The organism is Kitasatospora sp. NPDC058170 (assembly GCF_042883905.1).
GTDB lineage: Bacteria > Actinomycetota > Actinomycetes > Streptomycetales > Streptomycetaceae > Kitasatospora.
The window spans coordinates 83,350-101,814 of record NZ_JBHVUV010000026.1 but is presented as its reverse complement, the minus strand read 5'-3'; the positions used below and the strand labels follow the sequence as shown (position 1 = coordinate 101,814).

Here is an 18,465-nt window from a genome sequence, read left to right as displayed (position 1 = left end):
AGCCGTCACCGGTGGGCGGTCAGCCGAGCGGGAGGGCGTGCAGGATGTCGTCGTGGCCCGCGTAGAGGCGCGCGGGGTCGGCGGAGAGCGACCAGACGTCGACACCGGGGCCGGAGTCGCGGAAGGTCCAGAGCTCGGCGCCACTGCCGGCGTCGAGGGCGCAGATCCCCGCGGCGGCCGGGCCGGGGACGTACAGGGCCGGCCCGGCCAGCAGCGGGCGGCTGCGGCGGTCCAGCCGGAACGGGACCCGGTGGGACCAGATCCGGGCGCCGGTCGCCGCGTCGTGCGCGGTGATCAGGCCGTTGTCGCGCGGCACGTAGACCCGGGCGCCGTCGCTCACCGGCGGCAGGCAGCGCCACTCCTCGGACGGGCCGGGCAGGACCGACCAGCGCGCGGCGCCGTCGGCCAGGCGCAGCGCCCGCACGCCGAACTGCCCGTCGGGAACGTAGACGTGCTCCTTGTCGGTGGCCGCCCAGCGCAGGTTCTCGTCGGCCGGGACCACCCACACGCGGCGGCCGTCGGCCGCGTCCAGCAGGACCAGCCGGGTCGATCCGCTCTCCGTGGCCCGGGCCGGGAGGCGGTCGGTGGAGGTGGCGAGCGGAACGTCCACGTCCTCGGCCGGACGGGACCAGCGCAGGGTCCGGTCCTCGATCCGCAGGGCGAACAGGGTGGCGGGAATCCGGTCGCCGGTGCTCGGCGCGGCCCAGCTGCGCCCGTACAGGGTGCTGCCGTCGCAGCCGAACAGGTCGACGGTGCCCTCCAGCAGCTCGGGCAGCGGCAGGCTCCAGTCGGCGGCGGAGTCGGTCAGATGACGGCTGTCGATGTGGCCGCGCGAGGAGGTGAACACCCGGTTGGCGCCGACCACCACCCGGGCGGCCGGCAGTTCGAGGTCGCTCGGCCAGTCCTTGCCGGGCGCCGGGAACGCCAGCGTGCGCAGCCGGGTGCCGGCGGCCGGATCGAGCACCTGCAGCCCGCCGCGGGAGAGGAAGACCGGCAGACCGGGCCGGTCGGTCAGCCGCTCGGGCGTCATCGCCTCGGGCCCCCGGTACGTCCAGAGCGGCTCCGGCCCGGCGAGCCGGGTCGGGGCCGGCTTGGGCGGTTGCGGCGCCGACCCGCCCCCGGCGGACCGGGTGAACGCCCAGACGGCGCCGCCCGCGGCCAGCACCCCGGCCCCGGTCAGCAGCCGCCGCCGGCTCAGCCACGGCCCGTCGGGCTCGCCGCCCCCGGAGACGACATCGCCGGCCTCGGCACCGCCGCCACCCTCCTCACCGTCCCACTGCCACCCGGCGGCGCCCGACTCCTCGGACGCCTGCTCTGCGGAACGCTCGGACGGTGCCGACTGCATGCTCGATCCCACTTCCCCCGGTGGCAGCCGGTGTGCTGCGCTGTCCGACGGAGGATATCCGAGCAGCTGGAACGGCTTGTCGGCCGCTGACAGTAGGCTTTGGCCCGGAGAGCACGTCCCGCCGAGCAGGCCCAGGGGAGGTACGCCGTGGCAGCAGAGATGATCGCGCCCGCGTGGATGCACCGGCAGATCACCAGCGAGCAGTACGACTCCTGGTCGGAGGAGCAGTGCGCGGGCATCGAGATCGTCGACGGGATGGTGGCCGTGAGCCCCAGCGCCTCCAAGCGGCACAACCGCCTGGCACGGCTCCTCGCGAACGCCCTGGACCGGGCCGGTGGCACGGAGTGGAACGCGGACACGGACTTCGACGTCCGGCTCCAGGACGTACCGCTCAACAACCGCCGTCCGGACGTGGTCGTCTACCGGGCTGACACCATCGACACCTCGCCGACGAGGCCGGAGCACGTGCTGCTGGTGGTCGAGGTGGTCTCGCCCGGCTCGGAGACCACGGACCGGGTCGTCAAGGTGGACCAGTACGCCAACGCCGGCATCCCGTTCTACTGGCGGGTCGAGCAGGCGGCCACGGGTGTCCCGATCGTCCACACCCACGTCCTCGATCCGGCGGGCCGGGCCTACCGCGACGGCGGGGTGTTCGGCGGCGTGCTCAAGGCGTCGGTGCCGTTCCCGGTGGAGATCGACCTCGGCACGCTCTGAAGCCGGGCTCGTCAGCCGCCGGGCCCGTGGTCGGCGAGGTCGGCGAGGACGTCGGCGTGGCAGGGGAGCGGGGCGCACCAGCAGCCGAGGCGGCGGCCGCGCAGGGCCGGGACGAGGGCCAGCAGCTCCGGACGGGCGAGCAGGTGAGCACGGTAGCGGACGAGCATCTGCGCGCGGGTGAGGTCGGGGCCCGGGCGGAAGGGGCAGTGCAGCGGGGAGCCGGCCAGCTGCCAGCCGCCGCGGTGCATCGGGCGGCCGACGTAGACGACGTCCGCGAAGCCGGGGTCGTCGCGATGACCCTTGAGATTGACCACGGTGGTGGGCTGCACGGTGTCCATGGTGGCGCAACCCGGGGGGACTCGCCTTGACAGTCCCTTGACCCGGGCGTAGCAAGAGAGGATGCGCCAGGGTGTGCCGGCGGACCGGTACGGTCCGCACCTGACCGGCGGGGCCCGGGCGGCGCGACCCGACGCGAACCGCCCCCGGGGGCACGATGCCGCCGCGAGGGCGGCGCACGAGCGGGACGCGCTGCTCGCGACCGCCGTCCGGAAGTCGCTCGCCGTCACCGATGCGTACGGCGGGATGATCTACCTGCGGTCGCGCGACCGGAAGTCGCTGGTGCTCTGCACCATCGCGGGCGTGCCGCTGTCGATCATCAGCGCGTTCCGGCGGGTCGCCGCGGCCGGACCGCTGCCCGCGGCGGTGAGCTACCGCAGCGGGCGGACGATCACCCTGGCGGACACCGAGGACACCATGCGGCGCTTCCCGCAGCTCGCCGTCGGCATGCCGTACGACTTCGCCTCGGCCTGTGTGCCGGTCAAGGCGGGCGAGGAGACCTACGGGGTGATCAGCGTGCTCTGGGCGGCCTCCGACGAAGGCGTACCGGAGGGCGCGCGGCGCCACCTGCGGACGGTGGCCAACCGGCTCGCGGCGGGGCTGGCGGGCCTGGAGGAGGGCGGCCACCTGGTCGAGCCGAACGGCGACACGGCCGTGGTGGAGCTGACCCCGCCGACCGAGCCCACCACCCGGGTCGGACTGTTCGACTGGAACGTCGCCACCGGGGCGCTCTCCGCCGACGACCAGTTCTGCGAGATCTTCGGCCTCGACCCGGCCGAGTTCGACGGGCGGGCGGCCACCCTGACCACCCGGATCAGCCCCGGCGACCTGCCCGAGTTCCGGGCCGCCTCCCGCGCCGCCCTCAACGAGGGCCGGATGCTGGCCACCCGGGTCCGGGTGCTCGACCAGCAGGGGCACCCGTACCCCGTCGAGCTGTGGGGCAGGGTCCCCGAGGGCGGCGGACCGGACGGGCGCACCCACCTGGTCGGCGCCGTCCTCGACACCCGGACCGGCACCGCCGCCGCGGCCGCCGTCGAACGGCTGCGCGACGGGGTCTTCTCGCTCGACCCGGACGGCCGGATCACCTACGCCAACCGCAGCGTCGAGCTGCTGCTGCGCGCCCGCCGCGAGGACCTGATCGGCCACCACCCCTGGGACGTGCTGCCCTGGCTCTCCGACCCGGTCTACGAGAACCGCTACCGCGCCGCGATGCTCTCCCAGCAGCCCACCGCCTTCCTCGCCGCCCGCCCGCCGGACGGCTGGCTCGCGTTCTCGCTCTACCCCGACGCGCACGGCGTCACCGGCCGGGTCGTCGCCGCCGAACCGCCCGCCGGCGCGGTCGAGGCACCGGCCGAACCCCCGCCCGGCGCCCGGACCAGCGTCGGCGCGATGTACCACCTGCTGCAGCTCGCCAGCGCGCTCAGCGAGGCCGTCACCGTCCGGGAGGTCTGCCGGGCCGTCGCCGACCAGATCCTGCCGGCCTTCGGCGGCCAGGAGCTCGCCATCTACGCCGTCCGCGACAAGCGCCTCCACCTGGTCTCCCAGACCGGCTACCCCGACGGCTTCCTCGACCGCTTCGAGGGCACCCCGATCGGCGCCCGCGTCCCCGGCGCCGAGGCGCTCAGCACCGGCACGCCGATCTTCTTCGAGTCCGTCCACCAGCTCGCCGCCGCCTACCCCGGCATCGCCCTGGACGAGATGCGCGCCTGGGCTTTCCTGCCGCTGATCGCCTCCGGCCACCCCGTCGGCAGCTGCATCATCGGCTTCGACGAGGCCCACCCGTTCACCCACGAGGACCGCGGCCTGCTCACCGCCCTCGGCGGTTTCATCGCCCAGGCGCTGGAGCGCGCCCGGCTCTACGACGCCGAGTTCGCACTCGCCCGCGGCCTCCAGCAGGCCCTGCTGCCGCACCGGCTGCCGCACCTGGACGGCATCCGGATCGCCGCCCGCTACCTGCCCGGCACCCAGGGCATGGAGATCGGCGGCGACTGGTACGACGCCATCATCACCGGCCGCCACCTCACCCTGGTGATCGGCGACGTCGAGGGCCACAGCGTCGGCGCCGCCGCCACCATGGGCCAGCTGCGCAGCGCGGTGCGCGCCTTCGCCGCCAGCGGGAACCGGCCGGACGAGGTGCTCGCCCGCACCAACCAGCTGCTGCTCGACCTCGACCCGGGGCTGCTCGCCTCCTGCTGCCTGGTGCGGCTCACCCCCGCCGACGGCACCGCCAGGATCGCCCGGGCCGGGCACCTCCCGCCGGTGCTGCGCCACCCCGACGGACGCACCGAGGCGCTGTACGTGGCCGGCGGCCCGCTGCTCGGCGTCGACCAGCGGGCCGACTACCCGGTCAGCGAGCTGCAGCTGGCCGAGGGCTCGGTGCTCGCCCTCTACACGGACGGGCTGGTCGAGGACCCGGCCGTGGACATCGACCTGGGCGTCGACCGGCTGTGCGCCGCGCTCGCGCACGGCATCGGGGCGGGCGACCCTGCCGACGAGGCGCTGGACCGGCTCGCCGAACGGCTGCTGCGCGAGGTCGGCTCCACCCACCGGGTGGACGACGTGGCGCTGCTGCTCACCGCCTTCGGGTGAGGGCGCGCGGGCCGTCCGGGTGTCTGCCTGCCCCGGTGCTCCGGCGCTCTGCCTGTCTGCCTGTCCGCCTGTATGCCGCTCGCCCCGGCGGCGCGTCTGCTGGTCGGCCGGCGCGACTTTCGTCGGGGCCGGTCGCGACGAAGGGTGGCGGCGGGCGGACCTGCCGCGCCGTTACCCTCGCCCGGTGGATGCGATAGCGAGGGCCTGGTCGAGGGCGGTACGGACGGCGTTCCCCGGGCCCTGGCGGCCGTGGTGGACGACCGTGCGCGAGGTCGGCGGCGCGCTGCTGCTGGGCGGGCTCGCGCTAGTGCTGGAGAGCGCCGACAGCTCCGGCCTGTGCCCCTTCATCGGCCCCGTGGTCGCCGCGCTCTTCCTGCTCCGGCGGGGTCTGCCCGCGACGGTGCTGGTGCTCGCCGCCGCCCTCGGCGGCTGGGCCGCCGGGCCGCTGCCGCTGCTGGTCTTCGCGGGCTGGTCGGTCGGGGCCCGGGTGACCAGGGTCGGCGTCCTGCTCGGCTCACTGACCGGCGGGTTCGTGCTGATGACGGCCACCGGGGTGCTCAGGGAGATCGGCTCGGCACCGATGAAGCTCCTGTTCGGGCTCTCGCTGGGCGGGTTCCTGGTCGTCGCCGTGCTGCCCGCGCTCTGGGGCCGCTACCGGGCCCAGCGCCGGGCCCTGCTGGACGCGATGCGCGAGCGCAACGAGCAGCTGCTGCGCGAGCGTGCGATGGTCGCGCACCAGGCGCGGCTGCGTGAGCGGCACCGGATCGCCCAGGACATGCACGACAGCCTGGGTCACCAGCTCGCCCTGATCTCCGTCCACTCCGGTGCCCTGGAGGTCGACCGGACCCTGGGCGACCGGCAGCGGGAGGCCGTCGGGGTGCTGCGGCTGGCCGCCGTCAGCGCGATGCGCGAGCTGCGCGAGGTGGTCGGGGTGCTGCACGACGAGTCGAGCGCCCCGGCGGCCGCGCCGGGCGGGCCGGGCTCCGGTCCGGCCGCGGGCGGCGCCCGGACGGGCGGCGTGGCGGAGATCGAGAAGCTGGTGGAGTCCTCGCGGGCGGCCGGCACCGAGGTCTCCTTCGGACTGGAGGGCGAGCGCCGCCCGCTGGCCGCCGCCGTCGGCCACGCCGCGTACCGGATCGTCCAGGAGGCGCTCACCAACGCGCACAAGCACGCCCCCGGCGCGCCGATCGGCGTCGCGCTGCGCTACGAGCCGGACGCGCTGGTGGTGGAGGTCGCCAATCCGCGGGCGCCCGAGCCGGTCGGCGCCGGGGCCGGCGGCCTGGTGGCGGTCAGCGGCGGGCAGGGGCTGACCGGGCTGCGCGAGCGGGCCCGGCTGGTCGGCGGCATGGTGCACGCCGGGCCGACTCCCGAGGCGGGGTTCCGGATCGCCGCGGTGCTGCCCTTCGAGGGCTCGGCGGACGGGACCTCCGGCGGCGACGGGGGCGCGGGCGCGGAGCCCTGGGAGCTGGACGTCCTGCTGCCGACCGGCGGCCTGGACACCGGGAAGCGCCGCCGCAGCCCGGCGATGGGCTGCGCGATCGGCGTGCTGGTGGTGCTGCTCACCATGCTCGGGCTGCTGGTGTGGGGCGTGGTGTCGTTCCTCCGGGCCGCCGACGAGGCGACCGTGCAGAAGTCGGTGTCCGAGTCCGTCCGGGAGGGCGATCCCGAGGACGAGGTGGAGCGCCGGCTCCCGGCCGGCAACGGCTTCTTCACCAGGGACTACGAGCACAGCGGCCCCACGCCGCCGCCGGACGCCAGGTGCCGGGTGTTCCTGGCCGGCGACTCGACGGACCGCTGGGGCCGGGACGAGGTGATCCGGTTCTGCTTCAAGGACGGTGTGCTGGTCGAGAAGAAGCAGTTCCTGGCGGAGTCCTGAGCGGCGGGGATGTGAGGATGGTGCCAGCAGGGCCGCCAGCAGCACCGTTCGAGGGGTGACCAGTAGTGATCCGAGTCCTCGTCGCCGACGACGAGCCGCTCATCCGGGCCGGGATCAGGATGATCCTGTCCTCCGCCGACGACATCGACGTGGTCGCCGAGGCCGCCGACGGACGGGAGGCCCTGGAGCTGGCCCGGTCCCACCGGGTGGACGTGGTGTTGCTGGACATCCAGATGCCGGTCATGGACGGGCTGACCGCGCTCGGTGAACTGCCCCGGGTCGCGCCCGGCGCACGGGCGCTGATCCTCACCACCTTCGGGGAGCGGGACAACGTGCTGCGCGCCGTCACCGAGGGCGGTGCCGGGTTCCTGCTGAAGGACACCGCGCCCAACGAGCTGATCCAGGCCGTGCGCGCGGCCGCCACCGGGCACGCCTTCCTGTCGCCCGCCGCCACCCGGCACATCGTGGACAGTCTGGCGGGCGCCCGGGCCGACCCGGCCGCCGCCCGGGGTGCGGCGGCCCGGCGGCGGCTGGAGGTGCTGACCGGGCGTGAGCTGGAGGTGCTGGCGCTGCTCGGGGAGGGGCTGTCGAACGCGGATGCGGGGACCCGGATCCATATGAGCGAGGCGACGGTGAAGACGTACGTGAGCCGGATCCTGGCCAAGCTGGGGTGCGACAACCGGGTGCAGGCGGCTCTGCTGGCCCGGGACGCGGGGCTGGACGCGGGGGCCTGAGGGGGGGGCTTCGGGGGCGGGCGGGGCGGGGCGTGGCGCCGGGGCCGGACCGGGTGCGGTGCCGGGGTCAGCGGGTGGTCGTCCGCAGAGCGAGGCGGGTGCTGGACACGGCGACGCCCGCCTCGTGTTTGAGCCGGCGCAGCAGCTGGTCGAGTGCGGCGGCGTCGGCGGCGCGGGCGCGCAGCAGGTAGTCGTACTCGCCGGTGACGTGGGAGGCCTCGGTGACGCCGGGCAGCCGCAGGGCCAGCGCCTCGAAGGCGTCGCTGTCCGTCTCCGGGCGCAGCCGGACGTCGATGAACACCGTCAGGCCGGGGCGGCTCGCGTCGGCGGCCGGGTCGACCAGGGCGGTGAAGCCCCGGATCACCCCGGTGCGGACCAGCCGCCGGACCCGGTCGGCGGCGGCGTTGGCGCTCAGGCCCACCCGGGCCCCGAGATCGCGGTAGGAGATCCGCGCATCCGCCCGGAGTTCGCCGAGGATCTCTCTGTCGAGGTCGTCCATGCCGCGATTATCGCGGTCGGGGCCGGAAAACGGCCGGTGGTTTTCGCGCCGGTCGGCCACGGTGACGGGCATGGAATCTCTGGTCGGGGCGACGGCGTCGGGTGTGTTGGCGGGGTTGGGCGTGGCCGTGCCGCTGGGTGCGGTCGGGGTGCTGCTGCTGGAGGAGGGGCGGCGGGGGTGGCGGTCGGCGGCGAGCGCGGCGTCCGCCGTGGCCCTGGTCGACATGGTGTACGCGGGGCTGGCGACGGCGTTCGGGGCGCGGTTGGCGCAGGCACTGGCGGGGTGGGAGGTGTGGGCGCGGGCGGGTTCGGCGGTGGTGCTGGGCGTGGTGGCGGTCCGGGGGCTGCTGGGGCTGCGGCGGCCGGTGGCGTTCGCGGGCGGCGGGGGCGGTGCGGGGGCCGTAGGGGTCGGCGGGGCTGTGGGGGAGGGCGGGGTCACCGGGGCTGCGGGGGAGGGTGGGGCCGGCACGGCTGCGAGGGAGGGCGGGGTCGCCGGGAGCTTTCTGCGGTTCGCCGGGTTGACCCTGGTGAACCCGGCGACGGTGCTGTACTTCGCGGCCCTGGTCACGGGCGGTGGCGGGCCGGCCGGCTGGGCGGGCGGCGCGGCGTTCGTCCTCGGTGTACTGGTGGCCTCGCTGACGTGGCAGCAACTGTTGGCGGCGGTGGGGGTGTCGGTGGGCGCACGGCTCTCGCCCAGGGCGCGCAGGCTGACGTATTGCGCCGGATACGGACTGATCGTGTACTACGCCGTGCGGATGGCGTGGCCACGGTGAGTGACGACTGTGGCGGGCGCCACGCGGCCGCCGCGCGGAACCGGGAACTCCGCCGACTCCGGTGACGCTGGGTGGAGTTCGTGTTGCCCTGGGTGGATGGTGTGGGTGGCTTCACAGGCGGATAGATGTGAGCGCAAGCACGAATAAGTGCTCTTTGATCATGGAAATGCTGTCAAAAGTGGTCATTCTGGACAGGTTTTCTTGATCGATACCGCCGGTAACAGTCAACTGACCAGCGGCGTCCAAGAATTGCTTGAAGCCGCCGGTGAGGGCCCGTAGCTTCATTGGCGGTGCAACGAGCACCACCCGGGTTCACCCCCGACGCACAGCCCGCCGACTGACCCCCGGCGCGAGGGCCGTGCCCGCCGACGCGACCGGCTCGAACAGGCCGTTGGCGAGCGAGGGTGACCGGGGCGGCACGGCACGTCCGACACGTGCTCGGCCGCCCGTCGAGTGAGGTGAGCGCGAAGACCCTTCGAGGGTCTGGTTCCGCATGCCCGCCCGGGGCTTGTCGAGAGGACTTTCATGACTTTCCGTAACGAGACCGCCGCTGCCACCACCTCCACCGCCACCAAGCGCAACCGCGTCAGGATGGCTGTGGTGGCGGGCGCCGCTGTCGCGGCCCTGCCGGTGGCCGGCCTCGTCACGGCCACCTCGGCCTCCGCCGCGTCCACCTCCACCTGGGATGCCGTCGCCCAGTGCGAGAGCGGTGGGAACTGGAGCATCAGCACCGGCAACGGCTTCTACGGCGGACTGCAGTTCACCCCGTCCACCTGGGCCGCGTACGGCGGGACCGCGTACGCGTCGCAGGCCAACCAGGCGACCAAGGCGCAGCAGATCTCGGTCGCCGAGAAGGTCCTCGCCTCGCAGGGCCCCGGCGCCTGGCCGGTCTGCTCGCAGAAGGCGGGCCTGGCCAAGGGCGGCGCCCCGGCGGCCGTCGACACCTCGGACGCGGGCTCGTCGGCCAAGGCCGCCGCGCCCAAGGCCCCGCAGCAGGCCAAGCCCGCGCAGACCCCGCAGGCCAAGCCGGTACAGAGCGACCAGACCCGGACCTTGCAGAAGGCGCAGAACGCGCAGTCCTCGAAGGCGCAGTCCTCGAACGCGCAGTTCTCGAAGGCGCAGTCCTCGAAGTCGCAGGACGTCGCGAAGCCCTCCGCGAAGGCCTCCAAGCCCGCCGCCACCGGTACGAACACGTCCGGCGGCAGCTACACCGTCAAGAGCGGCGACACCCTGAGCGACATCGCGGCGAAGTTCGGCACCGACACCGCGAGCCTGCACGCCAAGAACGCCAAGGAGATCGGCGGCAACCCGGACCTCATCTTCCCGGGTCAGACCCTGAGCGTCTGACGCCCGAGCACCTCGTCCGCCCGAGCGGCCGCCCCTGCGCAGGGGCGGCCGCTCGGCGCGTCGCCGGGGCCGGCCGGGTCGTGGGCCGCGGGGCGCCGGTCGCGGGTCGGGGTGCCCCGGCCGGCCGGATGCGTGATTGTTGAAGATTGAACGCGACGTCCGAATACCGCCGGACCGAGAAGCCGTGACAGTCGAGGATCGAGTCATGCCCGAGAGCGCGACAGGCGCGACGGGAATGACGAACACGACGATCAGGACGGGGAGTTCTGCTGTTATGACGATCTCGACGATGGCACGGCTCGATGGCAAGGTGGCTCTGGTGACCGGTGGCAGCCGGGGTATCGGGGAGGCGGTCGCGCTGCGGCTGGCCGAGGAGGGTGCCGACGTGGCGCTGACCTACCTGGGGAGTGCCGAGCGGGCCGAGGCGGTTGCGGCCAAGATCACGGGGATGGGCCGGCGCGGTTGGGCCGTGCGGGCGGACAGCGCCGACCCGCGGGAGGTCCGGGCCGTGGTGGAGGCGGTGGCCGAGCGCTTCGGGCGGCTCGACATCCTGGTCAACAACGCGGGCGTCGGGGTGCTCGGCCCGATCGGGGAGATCGGCCTGGAGGATGTGGACCGCGTCCTGGAGGTCAACGTCCGGGCGCCGTTCCTGTACGCGCAGGCGGCCTCCGCCCATCTGGCCGAGGGCGGCCGGATCATCACCATCGGCAGCTGCGTGGCCCAGCGCATCGCCTTCCCCGGAGTCACGCTCTACGGGGCCAGCAAGGCCGCGATGGTCGGACTCACCAAGGGGCTGGCCCGTGAGCTGGGCCCGCGTGGGATCACGGCCAACGTGATCCACCCCGGCCCGATCGACACCGAGATGAACCCGGCGGACGGTCCGGGCGCGGAGTTCCAGCGGGACCTGACCGCCCTCGGCGCCTTCGGCCGGGGTGCGGACATCGCCGCCACCGTCGCCCACCTCGCGGGCGAGGACGGCCGCTACATCACGGGGGCGGAGATCGCGGTGGACGGCGGGGTCGCGGCCTGACCCGGCGGTAGCCGGTCCGGCGGTGTTGCCGTCGGACCGGCTCGGGGGTGTGGCTCGTGTGGCTCGGACCGGCTCGGCGGTGTTGCGCCGGGCCGGTTGTCGGTGGCCGTGCTTACGATCGGCCGGTCCGACGCCGTGCTCCGGAACCCGAGAGGTGCACCATGACCGCCGCAGAAGACCCGATCGAGCTGCTCGCCCGGGTGCTCGCCCAGACCGCCGGGCTGATCGACGGCACGGGCGTCGAGCTGGCCACCCACCCGACGCCCTGCCGGTCCTGGGACGTGGGCGGGCTGATCAGCCATCTGCTGTTCGACCTGACGCAGTTCACCCTCCGGGCGACCGGCGGCAAACCCGACTGGACGCAGCCCTTCGAACGGGTGGAGGACGACTGGCTGCACCGCTTCGAGGCCGGCGCCGAGGAGCTGGTCGCCGCCTGGCGCGCGGCCGGCGACCTCGACGGGGTGCTGGAGGTCCCCGGTGGCGGCACGCTGCCCGCCCGCTTCCCGGTGGACCAGCAGACCGCCGAGTTCGCCGTCCACGGCTGGGACTTGGCGCGGGCCACCGGGCAGTCCACCGACGGGCTCGACCACGAGGCGGCTCTCGCCTCGCTCGCCTGGGGCCGCGGTGCGCTGAGCCCCGCGTACCGGGGAGCGGAGGAGGAGAACCACGCCTTCGGCCCGGAGGTGTCCGTCCCGGAGGACGCCGCGCCCTATGACCGGCTGGCCGCCTTCTTCGGCCGCGACCCGGCGTGGCACTGACCCTGCGCCGGCGCCGCGGGTCCGGTCTCCCGGTGTGAGGCCCTGCGGTCGCGGAGCAGGAAGTCGGTCTCGCCGACTTCCTGCTCCGTCTCTTGGCCCCGGACAGCTACCTGACCGGCCTCCAGCTGTGCGCCTCGATGATCTGGATCAAAGGGCCGCTCCCGCTCTCATCCCGCCGCGAGAGCGGATCCGCAGATTGATCGTCATTCGATGCGGACCCTAGCGGTCGCGGGTCCAGTGGAACTCGATCTCGGGGAAGCGGGCCGAGGGGCTGTTCAGCAGGGGGGTCGGGCGGCCGCGCAGGAAGTGGTCGAAGTAGCTGCGGGTGTAGACGCGGGTCAGCTCGGTTGCCCGGGTCGGGGTGATCGTGCCGAACAGGGCGGCGTACACGTCGGCCGGAATGCGGCCGGCCAGGCCGCCGGGTGCGGCGGCGTGCGGGAGGTCGGTGAAGCTGAGGTGGCCGGTGTCGCGCGCCCTCAACTGCCATCCCCAGGCGTGCTGGTGCTCGCGCCAGCGCTGCCAGGTGTCGTGGTCGGCGAGTGAGGTGAGCAGCAGGAGCGGTCGGTCCAGGCCGAGTTCGGCCACCGGTGAGCCGAACAGGCCGCCGTCCAGGTCGAGTCCGGCCGCGAAGCGGTCGTCCTGGCGGACGGCCTCGGCGGCGGCCGCCCCGCCCATCGAGTGGCCCAGCACGCCGATCCGCCGGGGGTCGGCCGTGGGCAGGCCGGCCTGCGCGCCGGTCCGGCGTTCGGTCAACTCCGTTGCCACGAAGCGGATATCGCCGACCCGGGCGGCGATCTCCTTTCGTTCGGCGGCGTCCCAGTCCGCCGGGTCGTCGAGCAGCGCGCTGCGGATCAGGCGGCCGTCGGGGAACTCCACGGCGGTCGCGTCGTAGGTGTGGTCGATCGCCGCGACCAGATAGCCGTGGGCGGCCAACTCCTCGGCCAGCGCGGTGCAGTTGCTGCGGCCGCCCTTGCGGCCGTGCCCCAGCAGCAGGAGCGGCAGGGCGCCCGGTACGGCGGGTGCGCCGGTGCGGGCGGTCGGGCGGACGGCGGCGATCGTGCCCGGGTCCAGCGGCAGACCGGCGTCGATGGCGGCGGCCACCCGCGGCGTGGTGTAGGGCGCGCGGGCGCGGCCGCCGGTGGCGAGGGCCGGGTACCAGAGCTGGACCATGAGCTCGCGCGGGCCGGGGACGGGGGCGAACGGGTCCTGGCGGGCGCGGTCGACCAGGTGCAGTGAGACCGTGCCGACCGGGCGCCGGAGGGTGGGCGCCGGCAGGTCGATCACGCGCGGCCGGGCGGGCGCGCCGGGTGCCGCGGCGGCCCCGGGGGAGGCGGCCGTACCGGGGGAGTCGGCCCGGGCGGGTGCGGTGGGCAGGCTGAGGGTGGCGCCGCCCAGACCCGCGAGTGCCAGCAGTGACCGGCGCCTGATCATCGTCATCCACCCCTTGGGTCGGCCGTCCTGACGGGCTCTCACTTTAAGTGGACTGGACCAATCTGGCCAGGTCGGCTGCTGCCGGGTCCGGGGGCCGACCGGGTCCGGGCGGCGCGGTGCCGGTGGGGTGCCGGGTGAGGTGCCTGACCGGGTTCGGGCGGCGGGATCGCGGTGGCGGTGCAGGTCGGAGGCCATCCTGTGGACGCGGCCGACGGTGGTGCGGCGCCGCGGCTACCATCGGCGCTCCTTGACGATCTACAGGAGGTCCCCCCATGATCCAGCGGTTCGGTTCGGGCGAGCGCATGAGCGAGGCCGTGGTGCACAACGGCACCGTGTACCTGGCGGGCCAGGTGGCCGCGGACATCGACCAGGGTGTCGAGGGGCAGACGCGGCAGGTCCTGGCCTCCGTCGACCGCCTGCTGGCGGAGGCCGGCAGCGACAAGACCAAGGTGCTCCGTGCGGAGATCTTCCTCGCGGACATCACGGACTTCGCCGAGATGAACCTCGCCTGGGACGCCTGGGTGCCCGCCGGGGCCACGCCCGCCCGCGCGACCGTGGAAGCCCGGCTCTACCGCCCCGAGGTGCTCGTCGAGATCCTCGTGACCGCCGCCGTCTGACCCACCGCTGAACCATCGCTGAACCATCGCGAGCCGCGTTCAGCCCGCCCGGGGCCGGGCATCCGGTAGCCGGCCCCGGGCGTCGGCGGGGTGCCGGGGAGGGCGGGCACGACCGAGGACGTGGCCCTACGAGGGCGTGCCCGGGACGGCTCCCCGGGCGGCCGCCTTCTTGATCGCCTCGCGGATGCGGGGGTAGGTCCCGCAGCGGCAGATGTTCTGGATCTGGTCGATGTCCGCGTCGGTGGGGGCCGGGGTGCGCCGCAGCAGGGCGACCGCCGTCATGATCTGGCCGGGCTGGCAGAAGCCGCACTGGGCGACGTCGCACTCCAGCCAGGCCTCCTGGACGGGGTGCAGCGTCTCGCCGTCGGCCAGGCCCTCGATGGTGGTGACCCGGCGGCCGGCGCAGTCCTTGACGGCCAGCGTGCAGGGCTGGAACTCCTCGCCGTCCAGGTGGCTGGTGCAGGCGCGGCAGACGCCGACGCCGCAGCCGTACTTGGGGCCGGTGACGCCGAGCTTGTCGCGCAGGACCCAGAGCAGCGGCATGTCGTCCGGGGCCTCGACGGTGACCGGTTGCCCGTTGAGGACGAAGGTGTGGCTGGGCATGGTGAGGCGGGGCCCTTCGGGAGAGTCAGAGGGGGGTCCGGAGTCCGCGGTCCAGCTGTGCGGGGGCCGGGTGTGCGGGGCTTCCGGATTGCGCGGTCAGAAGTTGATCGGGAACGAGCGGGGGCTGGTGCCGGTCGCCCGCGCGTAGGCGTTGGCGACCGCAGCCGAGGCCGCCGGGACGCCCAACTCGCCCGCGCCGCCGGGCGGTCCGCTCGGTGGCATGAGGTGGATCTCGACCGAGGGCGGCGTGTGGCGCTGCCGGGCGTACCGGAAGTCGGCGAAGCTGCCCTCGCGGACGGCGCCGTGGTCGATGTGGTTGCCGGCCTGGAGGATCACCGAGATGCCGTCGATCAGCGCGCCGGTCAGCTGGGCCTCCAGACCGCGCGGGTTGATCACCCGGCCCAGGTCGGCGGCGATCACGGCCTTGGTGACGCGCGGCTGCCCGGGGTCGCTGGCGTCGAGCTCGACCAGGTAGGCGGTCCGGCCGCCGTTCTCGTCGTGGTAGCCGATGCCCTGGGCCTGTCCGGCGGGCATCGGGCGGCCCCACCGGCCGGCCTGGGCGACCTTGTCCAGTACGGCCCGGCCCCCGGTGTCGCGGATCCGGGCCCGGCGGAAGGCGACCGGGTCCTGGCCGAGGCGGCGGGCGATCTCGTCCATCATGATCTCGTCGGCGACCCGGACGGTGCCCGAGTACACGGACCGCCAGCTGCCGGTGTGCATGTCCAGCGGCAGCTCCGACAGCAGCTGGGTGACGATGCCGACGTTGTACGGGTTCTTCTCGCTGAGCAGGAAGAAGGCCTGGGCGAGGCTGATCCCGGCCACCGACAGGCTGAACCCGGCGGCGGTGAGCGCCTCGCCGAGGCCGTGCCGGAAGTCGGTCTGCACGGTGGCGGCCCGGTGCTCGTAGCTGAGCACCTGGCCGAGGGCGAAGGTGGCACGGACCCGGTGGTGGCTGGCGGGGCGCATCCGGCCGTGGCGCATGTCGTCGTTGCGCGTCCACATCAGCTTGACCGGTCGGCCCGCCGCCCGGGAGATCTGCGCGGCCTCCAGCGCCGCGTCGAAGAACAGCCGGCGCCCGAACGAGCCGCCGCCGCGCACCACGTGGACGGTCACGGCGCCCTGGGGCAGGCCCAGTTCGGCGGCGATGGCCTGCTGGGCGACGATCGGCGTCTGCGAGGCGAACCAGATCTCGGCGCGGTTCGGCCGGACGTCGGCGACGGCCGTCAGCACCTCCATCGGCGCATGGTTGACGAAGGCGAAGTCGAACTCGCCGTCCACGTACTGGGTGAGCAGCGGCGGTACCAGGAACGGTAGGTGGCTGGCGCGCAGTTGGCGGCGGATGTCGGCGTCGGAGAGCGCGGCCACCGGGCCGGGGTTCCACGAGGTCTGCAGCGCGTCGCGGGCCTTCAGCGCCTGGTCGAAGGTCTCGGCGAGCACCGCGACTCCGCTGGGGATCCGGACCACGCCGAGCACGCCGGGCATGGCGCGGGCGGCGGAGGCGTCCAGGGACCTGAGGGTGCCGTTGATGGTGGTCGGGCGGGCGACCACGGTCGGGACGGCGCCCGGGACGGCCAGGTCGCCGGCGTACTTGGCCCGGCCGGTGACGATGTCGCGGGCGTCGATCCGACCGGTCGGGCGGCCCACCAGGCGCAGCTGGTCGGGGGTCTTGGGGGTGCTCGGCACGGCCGGGACGGCGATGGCGGCGGCCGCCTCGGCGAGTTCGCCGAAGCCGGCCCGTCGGCCGTCCGGGGCGAGGACGGCCGAGTCGGCGGTGCGCAGGGTGTCGGCGGGCAGCCCCCAGCGGCGGGCGGCGGCGGTGACCAGCCGGGCGCGGGCGGCGGCGGCCGCGGCGCGGACCGGGTCGTACAGCGAGCGCACCGAGTTGGAGGCGCCGGTGAGCTGGTTGAACAGCAGGTCCGGGCGGCCGTCGGAGAGCGGGACGTCGACGTCGGCGAGGCGGGCGTCGAGTTCGTCGGCGACCAGCATCGCGATGGTGGTGGTGAGGCCCTGGCCGACCTCCAGGCGCGGGAGGTACAGCGCGGCCCGTCCGGCGGTGGTGATCTCCAGGACCAGCAGGTGTGCGGTGGGAAGGCCGGCCAGGATCAGCGCGTCGCCGAGGTCGACGATGTCCGGAATGCCGGGGAGACCGAGCAACTGCGGTGCGGCGGCGGCCGCTTCGGCGCGCACGGCGGCCGGCTGGGCGGCGGCGGTGGTGGGTGCGACGGCATCGAGGCCGAGCCGGGCGCCGACGGTGAGGGTCGGGGCGGCGAGCAGGTAGGTGAGGAAGCGGCGGCGGCCGGTGGGCGCGGCGGCCCCGGCGGGGTCGGCGGCGTCCCGCGCGGCGGTCTCCGGCGCGCTGGTGTCCCGCACGGCGGCGTCCCGTGCGGCGGTTTCCGGCGCGCTGGCGCCGGGTGCGATGGAGGTGCTGATGGGAGAAGCCCTTCGAACCGATGGCGGCTCCGGCCGGGCGGGCCTGGGAGGCCCCCGGCCCCGGTGCCGGATCGCGAACGCGGTTGAGCATAGGAGGGCTCTACTGACGGGTCAACACCGCCGGTTCGCGCGCGATCGGGCAGGTGCTCGAACCCTGGTGCGTGCGCCGTCGGAGCGCCTGACGAGGCGCGGATGGGGCGGGTACGGACGGTGGGGGGCGCGCGACAGGGCAGCCCGCCCCCGTTGTGGGAGGCCGCCGCGGCGAAGGGGGTGAGGAGTCCGGCGACCGGCTGCCGGTGCGCGGGCGGCGAGTTGCGCTGCGTGTCGATCCGGTGACTGTCGGTGTGCGGCGATCTGATCAACTTCTCCCCGGTGCCGGGGAGTTCACGAGGTGCAGGGCCTGGAGGAGTCGGCGCACGGCCGGCGGCGGTGCGCCGCTTCGGACGGCGAGGGAGGTGGTGACGGTGAGGTCGGCGAGGGGGCGGTAGGCGACGCGGGGGACCGGGGGCAGACCGGAGACCTGGTAGAACACCGTCCACGACGGGGGGTCGTCCGCGATCTCGGTGAGGGTCTCGCGCAGGGTGGTGAACGGCGGCCCGGGCGGTGGCGGGGCCAGGCCGGCCGTGTGCCAGGCGGCGGTGACCAGCTCGTGGAACGGCGGGTTGTCCGTGCGGGGCGCCAACCGCAGGGGGAGGTGTGCGAGTTGGCCCAGGCGCAGCGGGGTGCCATCGGCCGCTGCGGCGAGCGGGTGGACGGCGGGCAGTGCGGCGTACAGCGGGTCGCTCCACAGCGGGAGCAGGTCCAGGCCGGGGACGGCGGCCGGGCCGCGGACGAAGGCGGCGTCGAGCGCGCCGGAGCGGACCAGCGCTAGACGCTGCGTCGGGGCGGCCCGGGTGAGCCGGACCCGCAGCTGCGGGGCGAGCTCGGCCAGTGCGGCCAGGACACGGTAGAGCCGGTCGCCGGGCCCGTGGACGGCGCCCAGCCGCAGCACGCCCTCGGCGCCGGCGGTGATCTCGGCGGCCACCCGGCGGGTCTGCTCGGCCGCGGCGAGGACGGCGCGGGCCTCGGGCAGCAGGCGCTCCCCGGCAGCCGTCAGCCGGATCCGCCGGGACGAGCGGTCGAAGAGGACCAGCCCGAGCTCGCGCTCCAGCCGCCGGACCTGCTGGCTGACCGCGGACTGGACGATGCTCAGCCGCTCGGCGGCGCGGCCGAACCCGCCCTCCTCGGCCACCGCCACCAGGTAGGCCAGCTGCCGCAGCTCCACCGCACCCCCTTCGGACCGTCGATGCGCGGGCCCGCCGGGTGGGGCGGGTGCGCGGCCGCGCCGATCCATCGCGATCGGTGATCGGTGCCATCGCCAACCGGGGCTGGTTCGGGCGGTATT

17 protein-coding genes are annotated in these 18,465 nt (G+C 74.8%); 9 read left to right on the top strand and 8 right to left on the bottom strand.

Features of this window, described 5'->3' with window-relative positions; all coding sequences use genetic code 11:
* Window positions 1-19: 19 nt before the first annotated feature.
* Window positions 20-1,345: a PQQ-binding-like beta-propeller repeat protein gene (locus tag ACFVVX_RS27600; protein ID WP_387949332.1), complete on the bottom strand. Its 1,326-nt coding sequence runs from the start codon at window positions 1,343-1,345 to the stop codon at window positions 20-22.
* A gap of 147 nt (window positions 1,346-1,492) precedes the next feature.
* Here ACFVVX_RS27600 and ACFVVX_RS27595 point away from each other — a divergent pair, with 147 nt between their 5' ends.
* Entirely contained in the window at window positions 1,493-2,059 is a 567-nt protein-coding gene (locus ACFVVX_RS27595; protein ID WP_387949330.1) for a Uma2 family endonuclease, read from the top strand.
* 11 nt (window positions 2,060-2,070) lie between these two features.
* Here the strand turns inward: ACFVVX_RS27595 and ACFVVX_RS27590 are convergent, their stop codons facing one another.
* Window positions 2,071-2,388, bottom strand: coding sequence for a DUF4326 domain-containing protein (locus ACFVVX_RS27590; RefSeq protein WP_387949383.1), 318 nt, complete (start codon window positions 2,386-2,388; stop codon window positions 2,071-2,073).
* A gap of 70 nt (window positions 2,389-2,458) precedes the next feature.
* Here ACFVVX_RS27590 and ACFVVX_RS27585 point away from each other — a divergent pair, with 70 nt between their 5' ends.
* The 3 genes from ACFVVX_RS27585 (at window position 2,459) to ACFVVX_RS27575 (ending at window position 7,594) form a co-directional block, all read left to right on the top strand.
* The gene (locus ACFVVX_RS27585; RefSeq protein ID WP_387949329.1) at window positions 2,459-4,984 is read left to right on the top strand and encodes a SpoIIE family protein phosphatase; all 2,526 of its coding nucleotides are present in this window, start codon (window positions 2,459-2,461) and stop codon (window positions 4,982-4,984) included.
* A 184-nt stretch (window positions 4,985-5,168) separates the two neighbouring features.
* On the top strand, window positions 5,169-6,860 hold the full coding sequence (locus ACFVVX_RS27580; RefSeq protein WP_387949327.1) for a sensor histidine kinase: 1,692 nt from the start codon (window positions 5,169-5,171) through the stop codon (window positions 6,858-6,860).
* Window positions 6,861-6,925: 65 nt separating this feature from the next.
* A complete protein-coding gene (locus ACFVVX_RS27575) occupies window positions 6,926-7,594 on the top strand; it encodes a response regulator (protein WP_387949326.1) in 669 nt (222 codons plus the stop codon).
* Window positions 7,595-7,661: 67 nt separating this feature from the next.
* Here ACFVVX_RS27575 and ACFVVX_RS27570 read toward each other — a convergent pair whose 3' ends face one another.
* The gene (locus ACFVVX_RS27570) at window positions 7,662-8,093 is read right to left on the bottom strand and encodes an Lrp/AsnC family transcriptional regulator (RefSeq protein WP_387949324.1); all 432 of its coding nucleotides are present in this window, start codon (window positions 8,091-8,093) and stop codon (window positions 7,662-7,664) included.
* A gap of 70 nt (window positions 8,094-8,163) precedes the next feature.
* Here ACFVVX_RS27570 and ACFVVX_RS27565 point away from each other — a divergent pair, with 70 nt between their 5' ends.
* Complete coding sequence (locus ACFVVX_RS27565; protein WP_387949323.1) at window positions 8,164-8,865, top strand: lysine transporter LysE; 702 nt, start codon at window positions 8,164-8,166, stop codon at window positions 8,863-8,865.
* Between the two features lie 111 nt (window positions 8,866-8,976).
* On the opposite strand, the gene ACFVVX_RS27560 is transcribed toward ACFVVX_RS27565, so the two are convergent.
* On the bottom strand, window positions 8,977-9,171 hold the full coding sequence (locus ACFVVX_RS27560) for a hypothetical protein (RefSeq protein ID WP_387949322.1): 195 nt from the start codon (window positions 9,169-9,171) through the stop codon (window positions 8,977-8,979).
* Window positions 9,172-9,390: 219 nt separating this feature from the next.
* On the opposite strand from ACFVVX_RS27560, the gene ACFVVX_RS27555 reads away from it, so the two are divergent.
* From ACFVVX_RS27555 to ACFVVX_RS27545, 3 genes are all read left to right on the top strand, one after another.
* On the top strand, window positions 9,391-10,212 hold the full coding sequence (locus ACFVVX_RS27555) for a transglycosylase family protein (RefSeq protein ID WP_387949321.1): 822 nt from the start codon (window positions 9,391-9,393) through the stop codon (window positions 10,210-10,212).
* Between the two features lie 289 nt (window positions 10,213-10,501).
* Window positions 10,502-11,242 carry an SDR family NAD(P)-dependent oxidoreductase gene (locus ACFVVX_RS27550; protein WP_387949320.1) on the top strand — a complete coding sequence of 247 codons (741 nt, stop codon included), beginning with the start codon at window positions 10,502-10,504 and terminating at the stop codon, window positions 11,240-11,242.
* A gap of 161 nt (window positions 11,243-11,403) precedes the next feature.
* Entirely contained in the window at window positions 11,404-12,000 is a 597-nt protein-coding gene (locus tag ACFVVX_RS27545) for a TIGR03086 family metal-binding protein (RefSeq protein ID WP_387949319.1), read from the top strand.
* Between the two features lie 219 nt (window positions 12,001-12,219).
* On the opposite strand, the gene ACFVVX_RS27540 is transcribed toward ACFVVX_RS27545, so the two are convergent.
* Window positions 12,220-13,437, bottom strand: a complete 1,218-nt coding sequence (locus ACFVVX_RS27540) for an alpha/beta hydrolase (RefSeq protein ID WP_387949318.1) — start codon at window positions 13,435-13,437, stop codon at window positions 12,220-12,222.
* Between the two features lie 266 nt (window positions 13,438-13,703).
* Here ACFVVX_RS27540 and ACFVVX_RS27535 point away from each other — a divergent pair, with 266 nt between their 5' ends.
* Window positions 13,704-14,048 carry a RidA family protein gene (locus tag ACFVVX_RS27535; protein ID WP_387949317.1) on the top strand — a complete coding sequence of 115 codons (345 nt, stop codon included), beginning with the start codon at window positions 13,704-13,706 and terminating at the stop codon, window positions 14,046-14,048.
* Between the two features lie 126 nt (window positions 14,049-14,174).
* Here ACFVVX_RS27535 and ACFVVX_RS27530 read toward each other — a convergent pair whose 3' ends face one another.
* The 3 genes from ACFVVX_RS27530 to ACFVVX_RS27520 all read right to left on the bottom strand — a co-directional run bounded on the left by ACFVVX_RS27530 (window position 14,175) and on the right by ACFVVX_RS27520 (window position 18,345).
* Window positions 14,175-14,651 carry a (2Fe-2S)-binding protein gene (locus ACFVVX_RS27530; RefSeq protein WP_387949316.1) on the bottom strand — a complete coding sequence of 159 codons (477 nt, stop codon included), beginning with the start codon at window positions 14,649-14,651 and terminating at the stop codon, window positions 14,175-14,177.
* A 96-nt stretch (window positions 14,652-14,747) separates the two neighbouring features.
* On the bottom strand, window positions 14,748-17,021 hold the full coding sequence (locus tag ACFVVX_RS27525) for a molybdopterin cofactor-binding domain-containing protein (RefSeq protein ID WP_387949315.1): 2,274 nt from the start codon (window positions 17,019-17,021) through the stop codon (window positions 14,748-14,750).
* Between the two features lie 418 nt (window positions 17,022-17,439).
* The gene (locus tag ACFVVX_RS27520; protein ID WP_387949314.1) at window positions 17,440-18,345 is read right to left on the bottom strand and encodes a LysR family transcriptional regulator; all 906 of its coding nucleotides are present in this window, start codon (window positions 18,343-18,345) and stop codon (window positions 17,440-17,442) included.
* Between the last annotated feature and the right edge of the window lie 120 nt (window positions 18,346-18,465).

Coding starts and splice junctions, on each gene's coding strand:
- ACFVVX_RS27570 (WP_387949324.1), bottom strand. CDS start 8,093: ATGGACGACCTCGACAGAGAGATCCTCGGCGAACTCCGGGCGGATGCG.
- ACFVVX_RS27585 (WP_387949329.1), top strand. CDS start 2,459: ATGCGCCAGGGTGTGCCGGCGGACCGGTACGGTCCGCACCTGACCGGC.
- ACFVVX_RS27565 (WP_387949323.1), top strand. CDS start 8,164: ATGGAATCTCTGGTCGGGGCGACGGCGTCGGGTGTGTTGGCGGGGTTG.
- ACFVVX_RS27530 (WP_387949316.1), bottom strand. CDS start 14,651: ATGCCCAGCCACACCTTCGTCCTCAACGGGCAACCGGTCACCGTCGAG.
- ACFVVX_RS27555 (WP_387949321.1), top strand. CDS start 9,391: ATGACTTTCCGTAACGAGACCGCCGCTGCCACCACCTCCACCGCCACC.
- ACFVVX_RS27540 (WP_387949318.1), bottom strand. CDS start 13,437: ATGACGATGATCAGGCGCCGGTCACTGCTGGCACTCGCGGGTCTGGGC.
- ACFVVX_RS27550 (WP_387949320.1), top strand. CDS start 10,502: ATGGCACGGCTCGATGGCAAGGTGGCTCTGGTGACCGGTGGCAGCCGG.
- ACFVVX_RS27600 (WP_387949332.1), bottom strand. CDS start 1,345: ATGCAGTCGGCACCGTCCGAGCGTTCCGCAGAGCAGGCGTCCGAGGAG.
- ACFVVX_RS27545 (WP_387949319.1), top strand. CDS start 11,404: ATGACCGCCGCAGAAGACCCGATCGAGCTGCTCGCCCGGGTGCTCGCC.
- ACFVVX_RS27535 (WP_387949317.1), top strand. CDS start 13,704: ATGATCCAGCGGTTCGGTTCGGGCGAGCGCATGAGCGAGGCCGTGGTG.